The sequence below is a fragment of the Coraliomargarita algicola genome (assembly GCF_033878955.1).
Classification (GTDB): domain Bacteria; phylum Verrucomicrobiota; class Verrucomicrobiia; order Opitutales; family Coraliomargaritaceae; genus Thalassobacterium; species Thalassobacterium algicola.
Window position 1 is genome coordinate 3071060 of sequence record NZ_CP138858.1, and the last position, 22130, is coordinate 3093189.

Below are 22130 nucleotides of genomic sequence, written 5' to 3' on the forward strand. Positions count from 1 at the left end.
GGCGAGCCCTGACCATGTTATCGCGCTTTCTTCGAAAAGTGCGTTGGCATCGGTCGTCTGGACTTAAACAAGAGGACTCAAAGGCGGGGCACGTGAATGAAGCCGGATCGGGGCTTGGCCACACCAGAGACTTTCCATTTCGATGGATACGGTCGATAATAGCTGGTTTGTCCGCTCTGGTGTAGTGAGCGGTATGATTGCACTGCAACCAGTCGCTAGAAATGTGACCGCACAGACGTGTGTGTCATTTTCGGAGTTAGATCGCTTGTCATCCGCAGCATCGTCTTGCCCCGCGCAGGCATGCTCACAGTTCTGCTTGCCGTGTAGGTAATCATGCAGGTCTGCACTACTCGAGGCGAGTGTGAGCAGCACAATCAATACGACCAATGCACCCGAGAGTAATCGGGTGATGGGGTGCTTGGATTGTTTGCTGCTTAACATGTGATCAGGTATTGATTGGTTGTGTCAGCATGAAGCGCGTTTCTTTTACTAATGCAAGTAATTTGCGATAAAAATGTCTTATCGCAGAATTGCCGTTGCCAGTTACGGCAAAGCGCGCTGAATATTCCTTATGGAAATACTTCTCACGCTACTGTGTGGTGTCGTGCTGGGGGCGGCGATTATCTACCTCGCTCTCAGCTCAGTTCTCAAGCGTACTCAGCGCTCAGTGAATGCGCTAGAAGCGGAGTGCGATGCTGTGCGTGCGGCCCAGGGTGCAGCCGAGCAGGCCTTGGCCCGGTTGGAAGCGCAACGCGAGGCAGAACTCCGTGCTGCTGCGGAAAAATTAGCACTGCTTCAGGATGCGCAAACTCGTTTGCAGGAGAGTTTCAAGGTGCTTTCTTCGGAGGCACTGGCTAAAAACAATGAGTCTTTTCTGAGCCTGGCGAAGACTGCACTGGAGAAGTATCAAGCGAATGCACTGGGTGATTTAGATAAGCGGCAGGCGGCGATTCACCAAACTGTCGAGCCTGTCAGCCTAGCGCTCAAAGCCTTTAACGAACGGGTGGAGCGCATCGAGACACGTCGCACCGCGACTGATGCTAGCCTGCAACAGCAACTCCAGCAGCTAGCTGAGTCACAAGCGAAACTCAGCAAGACTACGGGGAGTCTAGTGCAGGCGCTGCGTGCCCCACAAGTGCGAGGCCAGTGGGGCGAAATGCAACTGCGTCGCACCGTCGAAATGGCGGGCATGGTCAATCGGGTGGATTTCTTAGAACAGGCCTCGGTCGATATCGCCGATGGCCAGCGTCAGCGCCCCGACATGTTGATCAATCTACCCAACGGCCGCCAAGTGGTGGTCGATTCCAAGGTGCCGCTGGCCGCCTACCTCGACGCCCTCGAAGCCGACGACCCCGCTGTGCAGACCGCTCGCATGCAGGCGCACGCACGCCACATCCGCGAGCACATCAAGGGGCTCTCCGCCAAGTCGTATTGGACTCAGTTTGAGAATACGCCCGAGTTTGTCGTGCTCTTCATACCCAACGAAACCATCTTCAGCGCCGCGTTGGAGCAAGACCCCGCACTGATTGAGCTGGGAGTGGACAACAAGGTCATCCTCGCCACGCCCACCACGCTCATTGCACTGCTCAAAGCGATCGCCTTCGGCTGGCAGCAAGAAGCCATCGCCCGCGAGGCCAAGGAGATCGCTGCCCTGGGCAAAGAGCTCTACCAGCGCATCAGCGTCGTCACCGGCCACTTTACTAAGCTCGGCAAAAGCCTCGAACAATCCGTCGGTCACTATAATAAAACGCTCAACTCCATCGAAAGTCGCCTAGTGGTAACAGCTCGGAAGTTTGAAGCCTTAGACAGTGCCGCCCCCGAGCCCCTCCCCGAGCCAAAAGGCATCGAAAAGATCCCAATCCTGCCACAAGGCGACTAGTGGCAGAGCCCGGGAACGCAACTCTCCTGAGTTGCCCTACGTCGGAGTCAGCCGCCGCAGCGAATGCGGAGATTCGCGAGCCCGGGAATGCAACTCTCCCGAGTTGTTCCGCGTCGGAGTCAGCCGCTGCAGCGAATGCGGAGATTCGCGAGCCCGGGAATGCAACTCTCCCGAGTTGCCGCGCGTCGGAGTTAGCCGCCGCAGCGAATACGGAGATTCGCGATCCCGGGAACGCAACTCTCCTGAGTTGCCCTACGTCAGAGTCAGTTGCCGCAGCGAATGCGGAGATTCGCGAGCCTGGGAACGCAACTCTCCCGAGTTGCCGCGCGTCGGAGTCAGCGCGCATTCCACCATTGCCATTCAGCGATCTTTACATAACGTTCATTCACAGCCTAAGTTAAGTTTAAGCGAGTCATTGCTCATTGACGCCCGTCCCTCCTTCAGCCCCAATCAAGTGTCTCAATCGTCGCCAGACCCCAACAGCCCTGGCGTCTGGCATTCAAGAGGTTACTTGCCTCATTTTGAAAGCCAGGTGAGCACACAGCACGTCACCGTGCACTTATCGGACAGCTTACCTCAATCTGCGATCGAGCGCATCGATCAAGCGATTCAGAGCCTTCCCGACGAAGCGCGAGCGATCGAGCGCAGAAAGCGCTTACATGCGTGGATTGATGCCGGTTATGGTTCCTGTATATTAAAGGAACCCGCCTTAGCCCAGATCGTGGAAGGCGCATTTCATTTTTTTGATGGTGAGCGTTATCGTTTATATGCGTGGGTGGTCATGCCCAACCACTTCCATGTCTTATTTCAACCCATGGCAGGGTGGACAATGGCTGAAACGCTAGCTTCATGGAAAAAGTATACAGCCACTGAGATCAAAAAATGGCTAAGAGCGAATACGGAGATTCGCGATCCCGGGAATGCAACTCTCCTGAGTTGCTCCGCGTCGGAGTCAGCCGCCGCAGCGAATACGGAGATTCGCGAGCCCGGGAACGCAACTTTCCTGAGTTGCTCCGCGTCGGAGTCAGCCGCCGCAGCGAATACGGAGATTCGCGAGCCCGGGAACGCAACTCTCCTGAGTTGCCCCACGTCGGAGTCAGCTCCCGCAGCGAATACGTCCGACAAGTCACCGTTATGGCATTCAGAATACTGGGACCGCTATATCCGTAACGAAAAACACTTTCACGATGTGATCGACTACATCGAGCAAAACCCTGTTAAAGCTAAACTCTGCGCATCACCGAGCCAATGGCGTTTTAGCAGCGCCTACCAATCATGAATCAAGAGCCCAACGACGACCCCATCGAGTTTGAAATCAACGGCGTGCTGGACCTCCACACCTTCCGACCCTCTGAGCTCGGCGACCTAATACCCGATTACATCGAGCTCGCTTTGGAAAAAGGCTATCACCGCATCCGCATCATCCACGGCAAAGGCATCGGCACCCTGCGCGAGACTGTGCACACACTTTTAAGGCGCGACACACGCGTTAAGAGTTTCCAGCTAGCCGACCAGAGCGAAGGCAGTTGGGGCGCCACCGTAGTGCAGCTCCGCTGGAAGAAGGAAGGAATTAAGGAACGTTGAACATCGAACGTCCAACATCGAATTTTGAATGTAGGACTACGTCATCGGGCGTTCAAAGCGAGTGGAGAGTCTCGTCAGACGGGTGCTAGTCTCCCGCAGCCCTGATCGCAATTCACCATTGGACGTTGAGCGTTGGACGTTCAATGCCTCCTCCGTTCTCTCGTTTCCTAGGAAAAGCGTTTCCAAGCCGAGGGCATAAACAGCACCAGCACCGCGTATAGCTCCAAGCGTCCCAAAATCATTAATAGCGATAGAAAGATCTTGGTGCTGCTGCGCAGAAACTGAAAATTCTCGGCGGGGCCGACTTCCATGAAGCCGGGGCCGATGTTAAACAGGGTCGCTTGCACGCTGGAAAACACCCCCATAAAGGACAGGTGCGGCTCATTGGCCGAGACAAACAGCATGGCCAGCAGCTGCAGCGCGGTCATTAAGATCACAAAGAGCACCACACTATGAATGGCGCGCTCGCTCAGCGTCTGTCCGCCCATGCGCATCGGAATGGTGATATTCGGCCGGTAGGCGTGCGTGATACTGCGCATCGCAGCCCGCAGCGCGATTACGATCCGCACCACCTTCACCCCGCCACTGGTGGAGCCGGAGCAGCCGCCCACAAACATGATCAGTAGCAAGGTCATCTTGGCCGGCGGCAGCCAGGTGTCAAAATTCGTAGTGGAATAGCCGGTGGTGGTGATGATCGAGACCGCTTGGAAGGCCGCCACTCGTAGCATGTTGTGATCGGGCAGTTGGCCGGTCAGGTCAATCAGGAACACCATGAGTAGCAGTGTGCTGCCAATCACGATGGCATAAAACCAATAGACCTCGTGGTTTTGCTTTAATATATGCGTCTGCCCCCGTATTAGTCGGATCATATACACAAAAGTGGTGCCACTGAGCGCCATGAATACGATCGAGAGCCACTCCAAGACCGGGCTTTGAAATTGTTCCATGCTCATCGGCTCGGTGCTGAAGCCTCCGGTCGAGATGGTGGTCATCGAGTGATTGATCGCCTGAAACCAGTCCATGCCGCCGACTTTATATGCGATCGTGCACACCAGAGAAATCCCCACATAGAAGAGCATCAGCTGAAAGGCGCCACTCTGAATGCGGCCGTGGTCGAAGTCCGACGAGGTGCCCGAGGACTCATTACTAAACAAAATTTTCGCGCCGGCCCCCAGCGAGGACAAGATGGCCACGAAAAATACCACTACACCCAAGCCGCCCACCCACTGACTCAGCGAGCGCCACAGCAGCAAGCTCTTGGGAAACTCATAAAAGTTGGAATAGGCGGTCGCCCCGGTGGTGGTGAGCCCCGAGGCGCTTTCAAAAATTGCATCCGAGAAGCTGCCATGCGTCTCCGTCAATGCATAGGGCAGGGCACCGATGAGTGTCGCCAGGATCCATGCCAGCCCAATCGCGCACAGGGCCTCGCGCCGAAACAGTTTCGCTTCCCCCTTGCGGCCGAGCATGTGGAAGAGTGCGGCCACGCTGATCGATATGCCCACCGTGCTGATAAAGGCCTGAATCGAATCGTCGTGGATGGACTCGCCCAGCAGGAGCCCCGCTCCCGCGCACAGCCCAAAGGCCACCGCCAGGGCCAGCAAGACCATGCTCAACAGTTTGTAGATAATTGCAGTATTCACAATTTATACCAAGCTCGCCATCACGGCTTTTTGTTGTGCTTCACTCACGATCACCACCACCCGGTCGCCGGCCAGGATGATGTCGTCGGCGGCGGGCACCTTCGCTTTGAATTTGTGCAAGAGCGCCACAAAGACCGCTCCCGGTGGCAGGTGGATGTCTTTCACCATCTTGCCCACGCAAGGGCTCGAGTGCTTGATGCGCACTTCCACGATCTGGCCATCCCCGCCCGGCACGGTCGCCAAGGTGGCACTGGAGTCCGCGGACAAGTTGCGCAGCATAAATTCCGCCGTCGCTTGGCGCGGCGAGACCACCACCTCGATGCCCAGCATCGTTTTCAAAATGCCCAACAACTGGTCGTAGTCCCCCTTATTGATGACCAACTGCACATGATTCGCTCCCAGCTTGGCCGCCTGCAAACAGGTCAGGATGTTTTCTTCGTCATCCTTGGTGCAGGCCACAAAATAATCCGCACTGCCGATTTGCTCCTCTTCCAGTAAGCGCAGCGAGGTCGCATCGCCATTAATCACCGTGATGTCGGGAAAGCGCTCCGCCAGCGAGCGGCACTTCGCCTTGTCTTTTTCGATCACCCGCACCTTGAAGCGCGGATTCGTCAGCAGTCGGATCAGGCTGATCGCCGTCTCACTGCCTCCGAAGAGCACCACCCGCGCCACGTCGATCTTATGCTTCGGGTCGAAGCGCTCGCGCAAGGTAAACAACACTTCCGGATGCCCAAACAATGTCACCATGTCGCCCGCCTCCAGTATCGTGTCCGCACTGGCCACCTCCGAGTGCCCATCGCGCTGCACGTAGCCGATCCGCACCCGCGAGTCCAGTTTCAGGTCTTTTAACTTTTTGCCGACCAGACGCGAGTTTTTCGCCACCTGCTGCTGCTGCACCTCGATTTGACCACGCGCAAAATTCTCCACCGCCACCCGGCCCGCACTGCGGATCTCCTTGGCCAGCTCCACCGCGCAAATCGCTTCTGGGTTCACCAGCAGGTCGATTCCGAAGTGCAGCTGATAATTGATCACCGAGTTGTCGCTAAAGGTTTCGTCATGGATGCGGGCAATCGTATTTTTGGCCCCCAGCCCCTTAGCCAGCGAGCAAGAGATCACATTCGTGCGGTCATCACTCGTCATGGCCAGAAAGGCATCGCAGGAGGCCACGTCCACATCCACCAACTGGCGCGCCGAGCTGCCGTTGCCCGTGATGATGCGCGCATTCTGTTCCTCGTCCAGCTTCTCACAGCGCACTTCCGATTGCTCGATGAGAGTGACGTTGTGCCCCGCTGCGGACAGCGTCGTGCACAAATTATGGCCGACTTCTCCGGCGCCTATAATGATAATCTTCATAAAGGAAAAACGCGCATATTGACGCCCCTGCCCAGCATTTCCAGAGTAATATTCAGCCCAGATTTTGGGCGTCTTGAGCAGAGCCAGTGGGAACATGGGAACCTAGGAACGTCGAACGTTCAACGTCCAACATCGAATGTTGAATTTCTTATTCGATGTTCAGCGTTCAATGTTCGATGTTCAATGTTCAGTCCGCGTTCCGCGTTCGTCTCTTACGTAGCCTCGGCTTCCATCGCGCCGTCAGTGCCACGTCGCTCGCCTGCAATACACGCCGCCAGCGGGAACGTCGAACATCGAACGTCTAACATCGAACATCGAATAAAGCCGATTCACCATTGGACGTTCGACGTTCCCAAATTCAGCTGCCGTCTTAGACTTGCATGCCGACTTCCACTCCGAAGCGGGCACTTGCGCCCGCGGGCACTGTATGCAGGCCTTTTTTGTGTTCCGGAGCATTTGGCGGGCCCATCCACGGCTCCACACAGTAAAACGGGCTGTCCGCCGCTTCCGTCCATATCACAAAGGCATTCCAAGGCGAGCGAGTGTCGGAGTCGTTCAATATGCGCACCGCGATGTCCTCGTCGCCGCTGTTGGGACCGAATACCGCCGTGTCGCCCTTGAGCGCAGTGTAGATTTGATCGCAATTGGCAGGATTCCCAAACGACTTGTCCTTGTTCCAGCCGCGCGGGGCCGGCTTCAGCGAGCCATCCGGCTCGTGAGTGAAGCATTTTTTGGCCGGAATTTCAAAGCGGTAGTCGCTGCGCTGCTGTCCCTCATGCCAGGGCAGGGTGAAGTAAAAATGGTGCCCCGCCGACCATTGGATCGCTTCGTCGCCCAAATTGTCCAGCTGCAAAAAGACCTTAAACGAGGTCGCTTCGAAGACATAGCGCACCGTGAAGCGGTAATTAAAAGGGTAGGCCTCCGCAGCCGCCGCGTTCGGTTTCAGTTCCGCGGTAAAGCCGGTCTCATCCGCCGCGACCATTTCGAATTGCCCATCCCGCGCAAAGCCATGGACTGGCATCGGCCGCACCACGCCCTTGGGATCCTTCCATTCACCGATTTTCCCCTCGTTGAAAGTGCGTGCCGAGAAGGGGAACAAGATCGGATTGCCGCCCCGCACCTTCGGGAAGCGATCATAGTCCGCATCATCGGGCCAATGGATCACATCACGGATGGAGCCATCCGCCATTTCCAGATTCCAGTTCATCAGGCGTGCGCCCAGTTCCGGGCGCGCCAAAAAGGTCGAGGGCCCACAGCTCCAGCGATGCAAGCGCACCCCATTATATTCGATCGTTTCCATCGCTCCGTTCTAAGCACAGCCCCCCGATAAAAGAAAGCCGAAAGCGCAGCCAAAACGACTCGCAGGATTCCGTAGCGATGTGACGCCAGTCACGTTCTGAATCCACGCGGCCGCTTAAAAGCGGAACTCCAACCTTGAATCGTGCGTGCTCCAAGGTTGGAGTCCCGGCTTTAGCCGGCCGCGTGGAGCGGAGCTTCCGGAAAGCGGGCTGCTGTTCGGTCCGTCGTATCTGGTCTTATGAAAGCGTCGAACGTCCAAGATCACACCGTGCCACATTCACCATTGGAAGTTGGATGTTCAATGTTCGACGTTCATCCCCTCCCTCTTCGCGTTTATCGCCCAACCGTACTTGCGTTTGTCGACAAGTCTTTCAAGATAGCGCTTACCATGTCGTTTCGTCCATTGATGGCTCTATTTTTCTTTCTCACGCTCGGGCTGATTGCCTCGGCGCAAGAGCCTGTATCTGTCCCTGCAACAGAGCCCGCACCGTCTGCCGAGCCTGCCGAGCCTGCCGCCCCGGCCGGGGAGCGCATCGACGTCTATGTGATCCCGATTACGGGGGCGATCAATAAGCCCAACCTCTACATTTTGCGGCGTGGCCTCAAAGAGGCCATCACCAACCAAGTGGATATGGTGCTGCTGGACATGGACACCCCAGGCGGGCGCGTGGACTACACCATCGAAATGATGGAGATGCTGGCCAAGTTCGATGGCATCACCGCCACCTTTGTGAATCCGGACGCCATTTCGGCTGGCTCCTTTATCGCCTCCGCCACACAAGAGATCTATTTTGCGCCGCAAGGTAAGATGGGCGCCTCCGCCGTCATTCAAGGCGGCGGTCAGGATGTGCCGGAGACTGCCCGCATGAAGATGGAAAGCTACCTGCGCGCCAATATCCGCAGCATCACCGAGGACTATCCCTTCCGTTCCGATGTTTTGCGCGCGATGCTGGATGCCGAGTTTGAGCTCAAAATCGGTGACGAAGTCATCAAGCCTGCCGGCGAGCTACTCACGCTGACCGCTCGCGAGGCTATGCGCGAATATGCCCTGCCCGATGCCGCGCCCCAGCCGCTGCTCGCCAGCGGTATTTACGATTCCGTCGACGCGCTGCTGGATGCTCGCTTAGGCCCCGATCAATACCAGATCAAAGACTTCCATATCACCTACTCCGAGGTTTTGGCCAAGTGGATGAATACCTTTGCGCCCGGCTTGCTGGGCATCGGTTTGCTGGCGCTTTTCTTTGAGTTCAAGACGCCCGGTTTTGGCATCTTCGGCATTGCGGGCATTGTGCTGCTGGGCATCTTTTTCATTAGTCAATACATCGCCGGTCTGGCGGGCAACGAGGCCATCCTCTTCTTTGCGCTGGGTGTCTTGCTGGTGCTGATCGAACTCTTCTTTTTCCCGGCACCCTGCTGTTTGCCCTGTCGGGCATCGCGCTGATTTTTGGCTCGCTGCTGTGGGCCATGGTCGATGTTTGGCCCAACGAGCCCTTTAGCCTATCGCCTGAGCGCTTGGCCGAGCCGCTGGTGGATTTGATTTTTGGCCTGTCGATTGCCGTGGCCGGCGCGCTGCTGCTGTCGCGTTTTTTTCCAGGCTCCTGGATGGAGCGCAAACTGGTGCTATCCACCGCCGCTGGTGGCGACAGCCAGACCCTGCGCGCCGAGCGCGCGTCGCAGCTGCCCCAGCCCGGTGCGCAAGGCATCGCCGTCACCGACCTCTTCCCCAGCGGTCGCGTCGAAATCGACGGCCAGCGCTACGATGCCCGCAGCGCTCTAGGCTCCATCGACCGCGGCGCCCAGGTGCAAGTGGTCCAGACCAGTGCCTTCAGTCTAATCGTAGAGGCTCCCGGGAACGCAACTCTCCCGAGTTGCACCACGCATGGCACCGCAGCGAATACGGAGATTCGCGCCGCCCGGGATCGCAACTCTCCTGAGTTGCCCCCTTCAGCGCCGCCCACCGCAGCGAATACGGAGATTCGCGATCCCGTGAACACCCCGCCCCCGAGTGAGACCACGTCCAATCCCACATCCCAGGAGGCCTCAAAATGACCACCATCCTCGGCCTTTTAGTCGCAGCCATCGTGCTGGTATTTTTCGAAGTCATTCTCCCCGGCGGTGTGCTGGGGGTGCTCGCTGCGCTGTGTCTGATACTCGCCACCTGGATCGCTGGTGCGCAGTACGGTGCCGCGATCGCTATGCTCACTTTTGTGGGCTCCGCCATCGCGATCGCCATACTCGTCTATTTTGAATTCAAATTACTGGCCCGCACTTCCCTCGGACGTGGCTTCTTTCTCAAGTCCACCGTGACCGGGCGCTCCAACATGGCCCCCGCACAGGCATCTATTATTGGAAAAGAGGGCACCGCATTAACGCGCCTCAACCCCAGTGGAAAGGTTGCAATCGACGGCCAGGCCTACGAAGCTTACTCGCAAGACGGCTACATTGATGCCGATCAGCGCATTCACGTGGTTTCTCAGGATAATTTTAAACTCATCATCAAAAAAATATGACCTCCATCACACTCCCACTCGCCCTCGCCGGCTGGCAGCTCGGCGCCGCCGCCATTCTCGGACTCATTCTCCTGATTGGTGCGCTCATTATGATCACCTTCTTTAGCATCTGGCTGCGTGCCTTGCTTTCCGGGGCCGCTGTCGGCTTCCCGACTCTGGTCGCCATGCGCTTGCGCGGCGTGCCGGCTTCATTGATCGTGGATGCCCGCATCACCTCTGTCAAAGCTGGCATCGAGATCAGTGCCAACGACCTCGAAGCTCACTACCTGGCAGAGGGCAACGTCATCCAAACGGTGCAAGCCCTCATCGCCGCCGACAAGGCCAACATCGCCCTTGACTGGCAGCGCGCCTGCGCGATCGACCTCGCCACCAAGGGCACCGGCAAGTCCGTGCTGGAAGCGGTGCGCACCTCCATCAATCCTAAAGTCATCGAGTGCCCCGCCGCCGGAGGCGGACGCTCCACCATCGACGGTGTGGCCAAAGACGGCATTCAGGTCAAAGCCCGTGCCCGCGTGACCGTGCGTTCCAACTTGGACAACTACGTGGGCTCCGCCCTCGAAGAGACCATTATCGCCCGTGTCGGTGAGGGCATCGTCACCACCATCGGCTCCGCCGACTCCTACAAGTCCGTGCTCGAATCCCCCGACAGCATTTCCAAAGTCGTGCTCCAACGCGGCCTCGATGTCGGCACCGCCTTTGAGATCCTTTCCATCGATATCGCCGACGTCGACGTCGGCGAGAATATCGGCGCCCAACTCCAAGAGTCGCAAGCCGAAGCCGACAAGAACGTCGCCCAGGCCAAGGCCGAAATGCGCCGCGCCGCCGCCGTCGCTCTCGAGCAGGAAATGAAGGCCCGCGTCGAAGAGATGAACGCCAAGGTCGTCGAAGCCGAAGCACAAGTGCCGCTCGCACTCGCCGAAGCCTTCCGCAGCGGGAACCTCGGAGTCATGGACTACTATCGCCTCAACAACATCAAAGCCGACACCGACATGCGCGACAGCATCTCCAAAGGCGACGAGAAGAGTTAGGGCTTTTTTTGATGGCGGATTAATGATTAATGATGGCGGATTAATGATGAATGATTAATGATGAATGATGGAGGATGAATCATGGCGAATGGAGGACTCTTAGACTTTGAGCAGATGGAGGTCTGGCAGGATACTCAGGACTTGGCTGTCGATGTCTATGGCGACTTCCGTGCCTGTCGTGACTTTACCTTTGTCGATCAGATTAAGCGCGCTGCTGTGTCGATTTCCAATAATATTGCAGAGGGCGCCGAGCGCTCGACAAAACCGGACTTTGCCAGATTCCTCGATATAGCCAAAGGATCTACCGGCGAAGTCAGAAGCATGTATCATCTAGCAGAGCGATTGAAATTCGTGGAGGAATCCACCGCCAACCAGCGCCGCGGTCAGTGCAAAAGCATTTCTCGGCAATTAGGCGGCTTTGCTAAACATCTACGTAAAAAGTAATCCACCATCATTCATCCCAGATCCGCCATCATTCATCCACCATCATTCATCCTTCATCCCCAATCCACCATCATTCATCCCTAATCCGCCATCCCTAAATGGACAACCTACTCAGTACATCATCCCCGTCATTTTCGCGGCCATTTATTTCTTTGGAAACTTGCTTTCCAAGAATGGTGACGAGGATGAGGCGGCGCCCGGGGCGCCTCGGCGCAGTTCCGAGTCGGACCCTGAGGCTGCGGAGCGCCAGCGGCGCATACAGGATGAGATTCGCCGCAAGATCTTAGAGCGTCGTCAAGCCGAGCAGGGCGGTGCCGGCACATTTGAGCAGTCGCCGGCGCCAAACATGCGGCAGGCAGACTCCGCCGAGGCTGCGCAGCGCGAGGCCGCTGAGCAGCGCCGCCGGCGAGAGACGGCCGCCCGCCGCTCACAGCCTGAGTCGTATCGTCCCCAGTTTGAGCCCGAGCGTCCGCAGGCGAATCCTTATCAGGACGAAATGCAGGCTCGCTTGCAGCAAATCGAGGCCACTAAGCGCCAGGCGGAAACGCTCAAGAAGCAAGCCCAAGCCTCTCGTGAAAAGCTATCGCCGCAGGCCGAGCGCCCGAGCGGGTCCACCTATCGCACCCGCGGCCCCATCCGCAGTCGACTCAAAGACCCCGCCGCCGCGCGTGCCGCCTTTATTTATGGAGAAGTCTTAGGCCCTCCCGTCAGTCAAAAGAAGAGCCAAAGCGTCCCGGGTCTCGCCTAGGCGATGGTTTTAGGCGGTCCAGTGGCCTCGGTTCTTCGAACCGGGGAGAGGCTTCTTGTGGTATTATTTTGGGGCAGAATCATTAGAGGCAGAATCATTTTTCCTATGGCTGCTGGTCGTGGTCGAGCTGGCTGTGAGCTGACGTAGCGGACGCCGGTGATTTGAATGGGGGCGCGGCTGAGCTCAAGCGGAGCGGGAGAGATCCTTTCGTGGCCTCGGTTCTTCGAACTGGAGAGGGTGCTGGTTGTGGCATTTTTCTGCAGAATGATTAGGGAGCAGAATGATTTTTCCCCTGTGGCTGCTGGACGTGGCCGAGCTGGCTGTGAGCTGATGTAGCGGACGCCGGTGATTTGAATGGGGGCGCGGCTGAGCTCAAGCGGAGCGGGGGAGATCTTTTCGTGGCCTCGGTTCTCTGAACCGGGGAGGGGCTTCTTGTGGCATTATTTTGGGGCAGAATCATTAGACGCAGAATCATTTTTTCCCTGTGGCTGCTGGACGTGGTGGAGTTGGCTGTGCGCTGATGTAGCGGACGTCGGTGATTTGAATGGGGGCGCGGCTGAGCTCAAGCGGAGCGGGGGAGATCCTTTCGTGGCCTCGGTTCTCTGAACCGGGGAGGGGCTTCTTATGGCATTTTCTGCAGAATGATTATGTAGCAGAATGATTTTTCCCTGTAGCTGCTGGTCGTGGCCGAGCTGGCTGTGCGCTGATGTAGCGGACGTCGGTGATTTGAATGGGGGCGCGGCTGAGCTCAAGCGGAGCGGGGGAGGTCTTTTCGTGGCCTCGGTTCTTCGAACTGGGGAGGGTGCTGGTTGTGGCATTTTTCTGCAGAATGATTATGTAGCAGAATCATTTTTCCCCTGTGGCTGCTGGACGTGGTGGGGCTGGCTGTGCGCTGATGTAGCGGACGCCGGTGATCCGAATGGGAGCGCGGCTGAGATCAAACGGAGCGGGAGAGATCTTATAGTGGCCTCGGTTCTTTGAACCGGGGAGAGGCTTCTTGTGGCATTATTTTTGGGCAGAATCATTAGAGGCAGAATCATTTTTCCCCTGTGGCTGCTGGTCGTGGCCGAGCAGGCTGTGCGCTGATGTAGCGGACGCCGGTGATTTGAATGGGGAGCGGCTGAGCTTAAGCGGAGCGGGGGAGATCTTTTCGTGGTCTCGGTTCTCTGAACCGGGGAGGGGCTTCTTGTGGCATTATTATTGGGCAGAATCATTAGGGGCAGAATCATTTTCCCTATGGCTGCTTGTGCTTTAACCTGAAAAGAGAAGTCAGATCTGGGACCATAGAAGAATATCAATGAGTGATGGCCCTTCCTGTCTCGCCAAAATGGCACCTGCCGCGATTTTCGTAATTAAGTGCTTCACAGTGGCTGGCTTTTGCTATCAGTCCTCAGTCCTCAGTCCTCAGTCCTCAGTCCTCAGTCCTCCTGTCACTTTGAAGCACGCTCTGGTGGACGCATGGCTAATTGAGGGTTGAAACTTTAATCAGCAAGTTTAAGCGTTCTCGAAGTCGTGGTATGCGCTTCGAATGCCCACTGGGCGCTTGCTGTTTGTGCGAGTCGCCGTCGTTAGCCTTTATACATCAACAAAGCCTACAACTTTATCCAATCCGTGTATCTCCGAGTCCATTCGTGCTTCAGTCGAGCCCTAGTTACGCTAGCGCTTGTGTTTACTTTCACCCGTGCTTCCGGCGCTGCTGAGCCTGAGCCTGCCGAAGCTTCCCCGCCCGCGCCGCCTGCCGCTGTCGCGGCTAGCCAGTCGCAGTCCGCCTATGCGGCCTCCATTCAGAGGCTCGATTCCATGGACACCACTGGCCTCAGTCCGGACCTTGTGACGGTTCTGACTGGCTACTATCGCAACAGCTTCACGAGCCAAGAGCACTGGGACTTGGTCGAAAGCATCCGTTTCGACGGCACGCTGCATCTGGAACAGGGCGTCATCCGCTTCACCGCCTTTAAGAAAAAGCCCGATTATAGTAAGATCGTGTTGTTCCTTCCCAATGACGGGCGCATTGTCATGGCATACGATGGCGCAGACGCTTGGCAACTCCAAGCATTCCGACCTGGCGCGGAGCCGATCGATATGCCGGCTGACGAAGCCCTCAACTTTATCCGCGACGCCACCACCGGCGGCCATCTGCTGTATCCATTGGTTGCGGGGAAAACGATCGAGCTTGTCGGCTCCGCCACCCTCAACGGTCGGCGTCATTACGATTTGCGCACCACCTTGCCCGATGGGCAAACCATCCGCTCGCTGCTGGATATGGCGAATTATGCCGAGGCCCAGCAGACCACCCTTAATAATGTCAGTGGCCTGACCGAAGTCACCACTCATGGTGATTTTCGCGTGATCGATGGCATCCGTCTGCCCTTTGTCAGTACCCTAACGGTAGACGGAGAGCACGTGCATGAAACCCGCATCGAGCGGGTGCAAGTCAATCTCGGGGTCATGCCTTGGATGTTTAGCCGATCTTCCGGGGCCAATGTGCCCGACCCCTTGCCCGCTGTCGCACCCGCGGCGGCCGCCTCGCAATCGCCTCGCCCCCTATACGAGCTTTCCGCGCCCGACCCGCGCTCGCAGCTCCGCCTCGGAGAGGCTCCCTTCGACCCCTGGTCCACTCAATCCGCCTTTGAGATGGATCCCGCGGACCTCTCTGAGCAGGAAACCGCCGACATTCTCAACGATTTGAAGGCTGTCGCTAAATAGAACTTGCCAAATCGCTCCGCACTGTCACATGTATGTTACCATGTTACGTTTGACCGTTGAGCACTGGATCGAGTCTTTTAGACTTGTGTGACCTGAGTACCCTATCAAATATTAGCCGAACATAGTTATGAAAAAATCTATTAAAACTTTCTCTCTTATCGCTTCGGCGGCTCTTTTAACTATCACCAGCCTTAGTGCGGTTTCAACCGATCCGGTCGGGTATGTGACGACGACTATTCCTGCGAATAGTGATGGCTTGCTTTCAACTGCTTTGCATCGGCCAGCTATATTTAGTGGTAGTGTAGCTTCTATTCCAGATTCTGATACGATCGAAGTTAGTAATTCTCCGGAATTTTTAGCTGATGAGTATGCTGGCGGCGGGAATTTTATTCTTTTTACTAGTGGCGATCGAGAAGGGCTTTGGGCAGTTATTGATTCTAATGATGCTGATTCGATTGATTTAACCTTTGTGATTCAAGATCTTGGTGAGGATGTTGAAGATCGTGTTGAGATTGGAGATACTTTTAGTATTATTCCATTTTGGACACCTGCTACTTTATTGCCTGAGGGAGAAACAGCCGCTGGAACTCAATTGTTAATGTTTTCTCGTAGTCAGCCTGGTATTAACATTTCTGCTGCATTTATTTATACCCTTTATGATACTTATGGTTGGTATGCGGGGCCAACGGATGTGAACAATGAGCCAATATATCCTGATGAGTCACTTATTGTGCGCAATGTAAGTGATGAACCCTTGAAGTTGGTCCAGGCTGGTAATGTGCCGATGTCTGCTTATCGCACCGTTTTGTCATCGTTAGCTGAGGGGGTTGAGCAGGATATTCGATTGACTTCTGGTCTTCCATCTGAAGTAGCTATTCGCGACCTTCTTGATCCAGGAACTGCAGGTGCAGGAGATCAAATCTTAATCTTTGACCAGGATCAAGTCGGTCAAAATAAAAGCGCCGCAATTATTGCTACTTATTATGAGACTTATGGATGGTATAGTGGTCCAACCGAGCGTAATAATTATTTGCTTCAACCAGGGCAAGGTTTTGTTTATCGGAAAGCCGCTGCCAATAATTTAGATATTGTCGTTACACATTCACCTTCTTATCAACAGTAACCTGTGGTAATAAACTAAATCGAGCTGATTAAAATTAACATGAAAAGATTATTAATTGTCGCCGCGCTAACAACTGCCTGTATTTCTTTGCAGGCTACAGTTACCATTAATATTAATTCTACTGGATGGGGAGATGCTAGTTCTACTGGTGTCAATGATCTAGCTTGGGGAATAATTGTTGACTCTGATGGTAATAGCGTTGGGGGAGATTTTGGTGGGACTTTTATTTCAGATTTGTCCGCTGCTCTCGTTGGTTTTTCTCTGCCTGGGACTGGTACTTTTAATTCGGGAGTAAATATTTTCGATGAGTATTATTTCGTTCAAGGTCAAGATCTTACAACAAATTCTGGGCCTCCAGCATTTTCAGATGGTTATATGAGTATTGTTGGCGTGAATCTAGATGGTAACGTAAGTGCTGGTGATGACTATGGACTGTTGTGGTTTTCCGTTGCAAATGGCACTCTTACCAATTCTGACTTCTTTGGTTTTCAGGACATTGGCTTGCTTCCTGCTGACTCTTCAGTCATTTCACCATCAACTACACCAGGCCAAACCTCGAATGCAATCGGCGTTCCCGAGCCTTCCGCTTTCGCGGCAATGGCTGGTTTGATGGCGCTTGGTTTCGTGATGGTTCGCCGTCGCGGATAAGACTCGTCACAATCTTTTATTCTAAAAGCCCTCTGGTGTCTGCCAGAGGGCTTTTTGTGTACGCTCAGCTAGGGGACGCATTCACTTGACTGTGAGGATGATGAAAGGCGGACAGGATCAGAGGACAGAGGACAGAGGACAGAGGACAGAGGACAGAGGATTGAGGGCAGAGGATTGAGGGCAGAGGGCAGAGGGCAGATAAGAATATCGGCACTTCTTGTGTCGCCGGAATGGCGTGTGCGGTGCTTGTTATCATACCCATTTTCAATAATGTTTGAACCTTCGCAAACCACCTCCACCTCAGCACTGACCAAGCAAATGCATTTTAACCTGCCCGTTTCCTGCCTCCTTCGCTCTGCGAGCTACGGCGGACAGGTCGGTCTCTAGAGTTCGCAGAGGACGCAAAGGAGGCGGATCGAGTTTAGTTAGAGCAAAGTAACCTAGAAACGCTGATAACTATTCGAATAGCCCTTGATTCCTTTATGAAGCTCTGCGCTCTCAGTGTTCTCAAGCGAAGCGAGCGGTTAAATAGATGTGTCCAAAGGTTTCTCGTAGCCTCGGTTCTTGGAACCAGGGCGATGCCCATCGACCCCAAAACTAAGTTTCGAGGCGCCCCTTCAGTCGCGTCGTAGTGTGCACCCGAAGGGCATAAACGAGCACACTACGAGCAGCGCACGCTTCAGGCTCCGGGTATTCATTCGAGCCGGCTCGCTTGCATCAAAATGAGTGACAAGGGGGTGATTTTGGTAGAGAGTTTGTGCATGGCAGTGGCACTACATTCTCTTCGTTTCAAGAATCCGGGGGCGCCGGTTTTAGTGGTTTTGCATGGGCTTTTGGGCTCTTCGCGTAATTGGTCGACGATTGGGCGGACGCTGCAGGATCGTTTTGATGTGCACGTGCTGGATCTGCGTAACCACGGCAGCTCGCCTCATTCGGAGGCGATGCGCTGGTCGGAAATGTGTGAGGATCTTCAGGCCTATCTGGACTTACATGAGCTTGAGTCGATTGAATTGATGGGACACAGCCTGGGGGGCAAGGTGGCCATGCGCTACGCCTGTGAGCGTCCGGAAGTGGTGGAGCGTTTGGTGATCGTGGATATCGCCGCGAAGCCCTACCCTCCCTATCATGATAATGAGTTTCGCGCGATGAAACGTATTCCGGTGGCTGAATTGGCTAATCGTAAGGAGGCGGAAGAGCTCTTGGAGCCGATGGTGCCGGATTGGGCGCTGCGACAATTCCTATTGACGAATTTGGTGCGCGATGAGGCGAGCGGCACTTTTCGTTGGCAGGTCAATCTTGAGGCCTTACACGCCAGTTTGCCCCATATTCGACAAAACTCTCTATTGGAGACGGATCGCTATGAAGGCCCTGTGCTCTTAGTGCGTGGGGCCAATTCTGATTTTATCGATGACGACGATGCGAATGAAATGCTGCATTGGTTTCCGCACCTGCATGAGGCGATAGTCTCCAGCGCGGGACACAATGTACACGTTGAAAACCGCAAGGGTTTTCTGGAAGTGCTGGATGCTTGGCTGTAGCGGAGCGACTCACTGAGTCAGTTGTCACAATAGTCTGTGTCCTGCTGTCTCATTTTTTGGCAGTGATGAGGGCCTGCCTGTGCCTGTGCGTGGTGCTTTGCTATTTGTAAGTTGCTATGTTTACGGGGGTAGCGAATTTTCGAAGAATTTTGGCACATTTTTTGATAAATCTTGTTCCAATAAGTAACGCAAATGAAGTCACACGAAAATTCGTTCATTCGATTATTTGTTTTGGCTGAGGGGCAGGCGAGTGGTTCACCTGCTTCAATCTTTGCGTGCGGTTTTAACAGCAAGCTTTCCCGCCCTCAGTGCGCCCGGACTTTCGGTGCGTGCTGAGGGCTTTTTATTAACCGATAACAAAGGATACATATACTATGGCTATAGCTACGAAATCATCGATCAAGATCACGCCGCTGGGAGATCGCGTTCTTGTGAAACGCATCGAAGCGGCCGAACAAATTAAAGGTGGGATCTACATTCCGGAAACCGCCAAGGAAAAATCGCAGGAGGCTGAAGTCGTCGCTCTCGGCTCTGGTAAACGCCTGGAGGATGGCAAGGTGCAGGCCTTTGAAGTGAAGGCGGGCGACCGTGTGCTCATCTCCAAATACGGTGGCACCGAGCTCGAGCGCGACGGTGAGCAATACGTGCTCCTCTCCGAAGACGACATTCTCGGGATCTTAGAATAATCATTAACACGTAGCGATGCGACGCCAGTCGTGTCGACGTAGGGTAAGCTTTCGCCTCCGAGAGGATGCAATCAGCCCTCCGTCGACCTCGCTGGCGCGAGGTCGCTACAATGCACAATCTAAACAATATTCAGAAAGGAATCACACATGAGTAAGAAACAACTCCGATTCAGCGAAAGCGCCCGCCGCGAAGTGCTTAAGGGCGTCGAAACTTTGGCCAATGCGGTCAAAGTGACTCTTGGTCCTAAGGGCCGCAATGTGCTTATCGATAAGAAATATGGCTCGCCGAAGGTAACCAAGGACGGCGTGACTGTGGCTAAAGAGATCGAGCTCAAAGACCCTTATCAAAACATGGGCGCGCAAATGGTGCGCGAGGTATCCAGCAAGACGGCAGACAAGGCCGGCGACGGCACCACCACCGCGACTGTCTTGGCTCACGCGGTCTATCGCGAAGGCGTCAAGGCGGTCGCTTCCGGTAGCAATCCGATCTACTTGAAGCGAGGTATTGAAAAGGCGACCGACTGCGTCGTCAGCGAACTCGCCAAGTCGGCCACTAAGATTAAGAACAACGACGAGCTGCGCCAGGTAGCCACCGTATCGGCCAACTGGGATCGGGAAATTGGCGACATGATCGCCGAGGCCATGGAGCGCGTCGGCAAGGACGGCACCATCACCGTCGAAGAGGCCAAGAGTATGGAAAGCACGCTCGACGTGGTCGAAGGTATGCAGTTCGACAAAGGCTTCCTCTCGCCTTACTTCACGACCGATCAGGAGTCGATGGAGGCGGTGCTGGAAGACACTTACGTGCTGCTGCATGAAAAGAAGATCAGCAACATGAACGATCTGCTGCCACTGCTGCAGGAGACTTCGAAGCAGGGCAAGCCGCTCCTCATCATTGCGGAAGATATCGAAGGCGAAGCGCTCGCGACGCTCGTGGTCAACAAGCTGCGTGGCGCGCTCAAGATCTGCGCGGTCAAAGCCCCTGGCTTTGGGGATCGTCGCAAGGCCATGATGCAAGACCTCGCGGTATTGACCGGTGGTAAATTCATCACCGAAGACCTTGGCATCAAGCTCGACAAGGTGAAGCTGGAAGACCTCGGCCGCGCGAAACGCATCACCGTGACCAAGGAAACCACCACCGTGATCGAGGGTGCCGGCAAGCAATCCGACATCCAGGGACGTGTCGCGCAAATCCGCCGCGAGATCGAAGAGACCACTTCCGATTACGATCGCGAAAAGCTTCAGGAGCGCCTCGCGAAACTCGCTGGTGGTGTCGCCGTGATCAACGTCGGTGCCGCCACCGAGGCGGAGATGAAGGAGAAGAAGGACCGCGTCGACGACGCCTTGCATGCCACACGCGCTGCCGTTGAAGAAGGGATCGTGCCCGGTGGGGGTGTCGCCTTGCTGCGTTCTGTCGCTGCGCTCGACGCCTTCATCGATAAGATGGAAGAAGGCGAAGAAAAGACCGGTGCCCGCATCGTGCGCCGTGCGATCGAAGAGCCTGTCCGTCAGCTCTGCGTCAACGCCGGAGTGGAAGGTTCGCTCATCGTGCAGGAAGTGCTCCGCCGCAAGGGGAACGAGGGCTACAATGTCGCCACGGGCGAATACGAAGACCTCGTCAAAGCCGGCGTGGTGGACCCTGCCAAGGTCACACGCACCGCTCTCCAGAACGCCACTTCCGTGGCGGGTCTGCTGCTGACGACCGAGTGCCTCATCACCGAGGAACCGGAAAAGGAAAAAGCGCACGCCCATGCCGGTGCCGGTATGGATGAGATGGACTACTAATCTGAATACGTCACGGATCGGCGGCCTGTCCGCCGATCCGTTTACCCCAAAATTTTCTTACGTAGTGGCGCGCTTTTGCCGCCATTTTCGAACCCCAGACGGCGGCTAAAGCTCGCCGCTACCTAACAACATCCAAAACTATGATACAGATCCAATCCCTGTCTCGAAATTATGGAGATTTCAAAGCGGTCGATAAGGTCAGCTTTGAAATCGGAAAAGGCGAGGTGGTCGGACTGCTCGGTCATAATGGCGCGGGCAAGACGACCATCATGAAAATGATAACCGGCTATCTGGAGCCGACGAGCGGGGAGATCCGTGTCGATGATCTCCAGGTCGGCCGCGATACCCGGGCGATCCAAGCGCGGATCGGTTACCTTCCGGAAAACTGTCCGGTCTGGCCGGAAATGACGGTGATCGAATACCTGGAATATCAAGCCAACCTTCAGGGTGTATCCGAAAATCAAATACAGTCAAGAGTGGCCGAAGCGATCCGGCGTACTGCGCTCGGTGAAAAAGCCACCGCGCCCATTCAAACGCTCTCGCGCGGTTACCGTCAACGTGTCGGCGTAGCGCAGGCGATCCTACACAAGCCGGACATCATCATTCTCGACGAGCCGACCAACGGACTCGACCCGACGCAGATTTTTCAAATGCGTGAGTTGATTCGGGATCTGGCTAAGTCGGCGACCGTCATTATCTCCACCCACATTCTGCAGGAAGTGCAAGCGGTCTGCGAGCGCGTGTTGATCATGCGTCAGGGCAAGCTGGTCGTCGACTCGCGGATCGAGGATTTGCAAACGGGCCGCCAGCTGCGGGTCACGGTCAACAACGAGCAGGCCGCCGACTATCTTGGCCGCGTGGCCGGCGTCTCTGCCGTGCACAAAGTAGAAACGGTCGACGAATTGTCGTCCTATCTTCTCGACGCGAAGGGCGACACCGCACCCGAAGTCGTGGCCGCAATCACTGAAGCCGGCGATAAGCTTTACCGCCTCCATCCCGAAACTCGTAATCTCGAAACCGTCTTCGCCGAAGTGAACCGCGGCGAGGCGGCGCTTACATAAAATGTAGGGGCGTCACTTGTGACGCCCGCCGAGCTTGAGCGCCGAGCCTGGCTGCGGCGGTCTTCATAAATGAAGCCCCTACGAAAAAACCTATTTGT

Annotated in this window: 20 protein-coding genes; 16 read left to right on the plus strand and 4 right to left on the minus strand. The window is 55.6% G+C overall.

Annotation, left to right across the window (positions count from 1 at the left end; all coding sequences use genetic code 11):
- Positions 1 to 63: 63 nt before the first annotated feature.
- Complete coding sequence (locus tag SH580_RS12470; RefSeq protein ID WP_308951708.1) at positions 64 to 441, minus strand: hypothetical protein; 378 nt, start codon at positions 439 to 441, stop codon at positions 64 to 66.
- Between the two features lie 130 nt (positions 442 to 571).
- Between SH580_RS12470 and SH580_RS12475 the strand changes: the two genes are divergently transcribed.
- The 3 genes from SH580_RS12475 to SH580_RS12485 all read left to right on the plus strand — a co-directional run bounded on the left by SH580_RS12475 (position 572) and on the right by SH580_RS12485 (position 3463).
- A complete protein-coding gene (locus tag SH580_RS12475) occupies positions 572 to 1879 on the plus strand; it encodes a DNA recombination protein RmuC (protein WP_319831189.1) in 1308 nt (435 codons plus the stop codon).
- Positions 1880 to 2411: 532 nt separating this feature from the next.
- Complete coding sequence (locus SH580_RS12480) at positions 2412 to 3158, plus strand: hypothetical protein (RefSeq protein ID WP_319831190.1); 747 nt, start codon at positions 2412 to 2414, stop codon at positions 3156 to 3158.
- Positions 3155 to 3463, plus strand: a complete 309-nt coding sequence (locus tag SH580_RS12485) for a Smr/MutS family protein (protein WP_319831191.1) — start codon at positions 3155 to 3157, stop codon at positions 3461 to 3463. Before SH580_RS12480 ends, SH580_RS12485 begins: the two co-directional genes overlap by 4 nt.
- Positions 3464 to 3630: 167 nt before the next feature.
- On the opposite strand, the gene SH580_RS12490 is transcribed toward SH580_RS12485, so the two are convergent.
- From SH580_RS12490 to SH580_RS12500, 3 genes are all read right to left on the minus strand, one after another.
- A complete protein-coding gene (locus SH580_RS12490) occupies positions 3631 to 5103 on the minus strand; it encodes a TrkH family potassium uptake protein (protein WP_308951712.1) in 1473 nt (490 codons plus the stop codon).
- Positions 5104 to 5106: 3 nt separating this feature from the next.
- A complete protein-coding gene (gene trkA / locus SH580_RS12495) occupies positions 5107 to 6552 on the minus strand; it encodes a Trk system potassium transporter TrkA (protein WP_319831192.1) in 1446 nt (481 codons plus the stop codon).
- A gap of 274 nt (positions 6553 to 6826) precedes the next feature.
- Positions 6827 to 7756, minus strand: a complete 930-nt coding sequence (locus SH580_RS12500; RefSeq protein ID WP_319831193.1) for an aldose epimerase family protein — start codon at positions 7754 to 7756, stop codon at positions 6827 to 6829.
- 387 nt (positions 7757 to 8143) lie between these two features.
- Here SH580_RS12500 and SH580_RS12505 point away from each other — a divergent pair, with 387 nt between their 5' ends.
- From SH580_RS12505 to SH580_RS12565, 13 genes are all read left to right on the plus strand, one after another.
- Positions 8144 to 9196: an NfeD family protein gene (locus SH580_RS12505; protein ID WP_319831194.1), complete on the plus strand. Its 1053-nt coding sequence runs from the start codon at positions 8144 to 8146 to the stop codon at positions 9194 to 9196.
- 23 nt (positions 9197 to 9219) lie between these two features.
- Positions 9220 to 9804 (plus strand): NfeD family protein, encoded by a 585-nt coding sequence (locus SH580_RS12510; RefSeq protein ID WP_319831195.1) that lies wholly within the window; start codon positions 9220 to 9222, stop codon positions 9802 to 9804.
- Entirely contained in the window at positions 9801 to 10265 is a 465-nt protein-coding gene (locus SH580_RS12515) for an NfeD family protein (RefSeq protein ID WP_319831196.1), read from the plus strand. Before SH580_RS12510 ends, SH580_RS12515 begins: the two co-directional genes overlap by 4 nt.
- Entirely contained in the window at positions 10262 to 11293 is a 1032-nt protein-coding gene (floA, locus tag SH580_RS12520; RefSeq protein WP_319831197.1) for a flotillin-like protein FloA, read from the plus strand. The genes SH580_RS12515 and floA overlap by 4 nt, the downstream gene beginning before the upstream one ends.
- Before the next feature lie 81 nt (positions 11294 to 11374).
- Positions 11375 to 11737, plus strand: a complete 363-nt coding sequence (locus SH580_RS12525; protein ID WP_319831198.1) for a four helix bundle protein — start codon at positions 11375 to 11377, stop codon at positions 11735 to 11737.
- Positions 11738 to 11897: 160 nt separating this feature from the next.
- Positions 11898 to 12485, plus strand: coding sequence for a hypothetical protein (locus SH580_RS12530; RefSeq protein WP_319831199.1), 588 nt, complete (start codon positions 11898 to 11900; stop codon positions 12483 to 12485).
- Between the two features lie 1665 nt (positions 12486 to 14150).
- Entirely contained in the window at positions 14151 to 15191 is a 1041-nt protein-coding gene (locus SH580_RS12535; RefSeq protein WP_319831200.1) for a hypothetical protein, read from the plus strand.
- Between the two features lie 127 nt (positions 15192 to 15318).
- Positions 15319 to 16314 carry a TIGR02597 family protein gene (locus SH580_RS12540; protein ID WP_319831201.1) on the plus strand — a complete coding sequence of 332 codons (996 nt, stop codon included), beginning with the start codon at positions 15319 to 15321 and terminating at the stop codon, positions 16312 to 16314.
- 39 nt (positions 16315 to 16353) lie between these two features.
- Entirely contained in the window at positions 16354 to 16962 is a 609-nt protein-coding gene (locus tag SH580_RS12545) for a PEP-CTERM sorting domain-containing protein (protein WP_319831202.1), read from the plus strand.
- Positions 16963 to 17723: 761 nt separating this feature from the next.
- A complete protein-coding gene (locus SH580_RS12550; protein ID WP_319831203.1) occupies positions 17724 to 18500 on the plus strand; it encodes an alpha/beta fold hydrolase in 777 nt (258 codons plus the stop codon).
- A 374-nt stretch (positions 18501 to 18874) separates the two neighbouring features.
- On the plus strand, positions 18875 to 19186 hold the full coding sequence (locus SH580_RS12555) for a co-chaperone GroES (RefSeq protein WP_319831204.1): 312 nt from the start codon (positions 18875 to 18877) through the stop codon (positions 19184 to 19186).
- A 147-nt stretch (positions 19187 to 19333) separates the two neighbouring features.
- Complete coding sequence (groL, locus tag SH580_RS12560; protein WP_319831205.1) at positions 19334 to 20971, plus strand: chaperonin GroEL; 1638 nt, start codon at positions 19334 to 19336, stop codon at positions 20969 to 20971.
- Positions 20972 to 21111: 140 nt separating this feature from the next.
- Entirely contained in the window at positions 21112 to 22032 is a 921-nt protein-coding gene (locus tag SH580_RS12565; RefSeq protein ID WP_319831206.1) for an ABC transporter ATP-binding protein, read from the plus strand.
- The last annotated feature ends 98 nt before the right edge of the window (positions 22033 to 22130 follow it).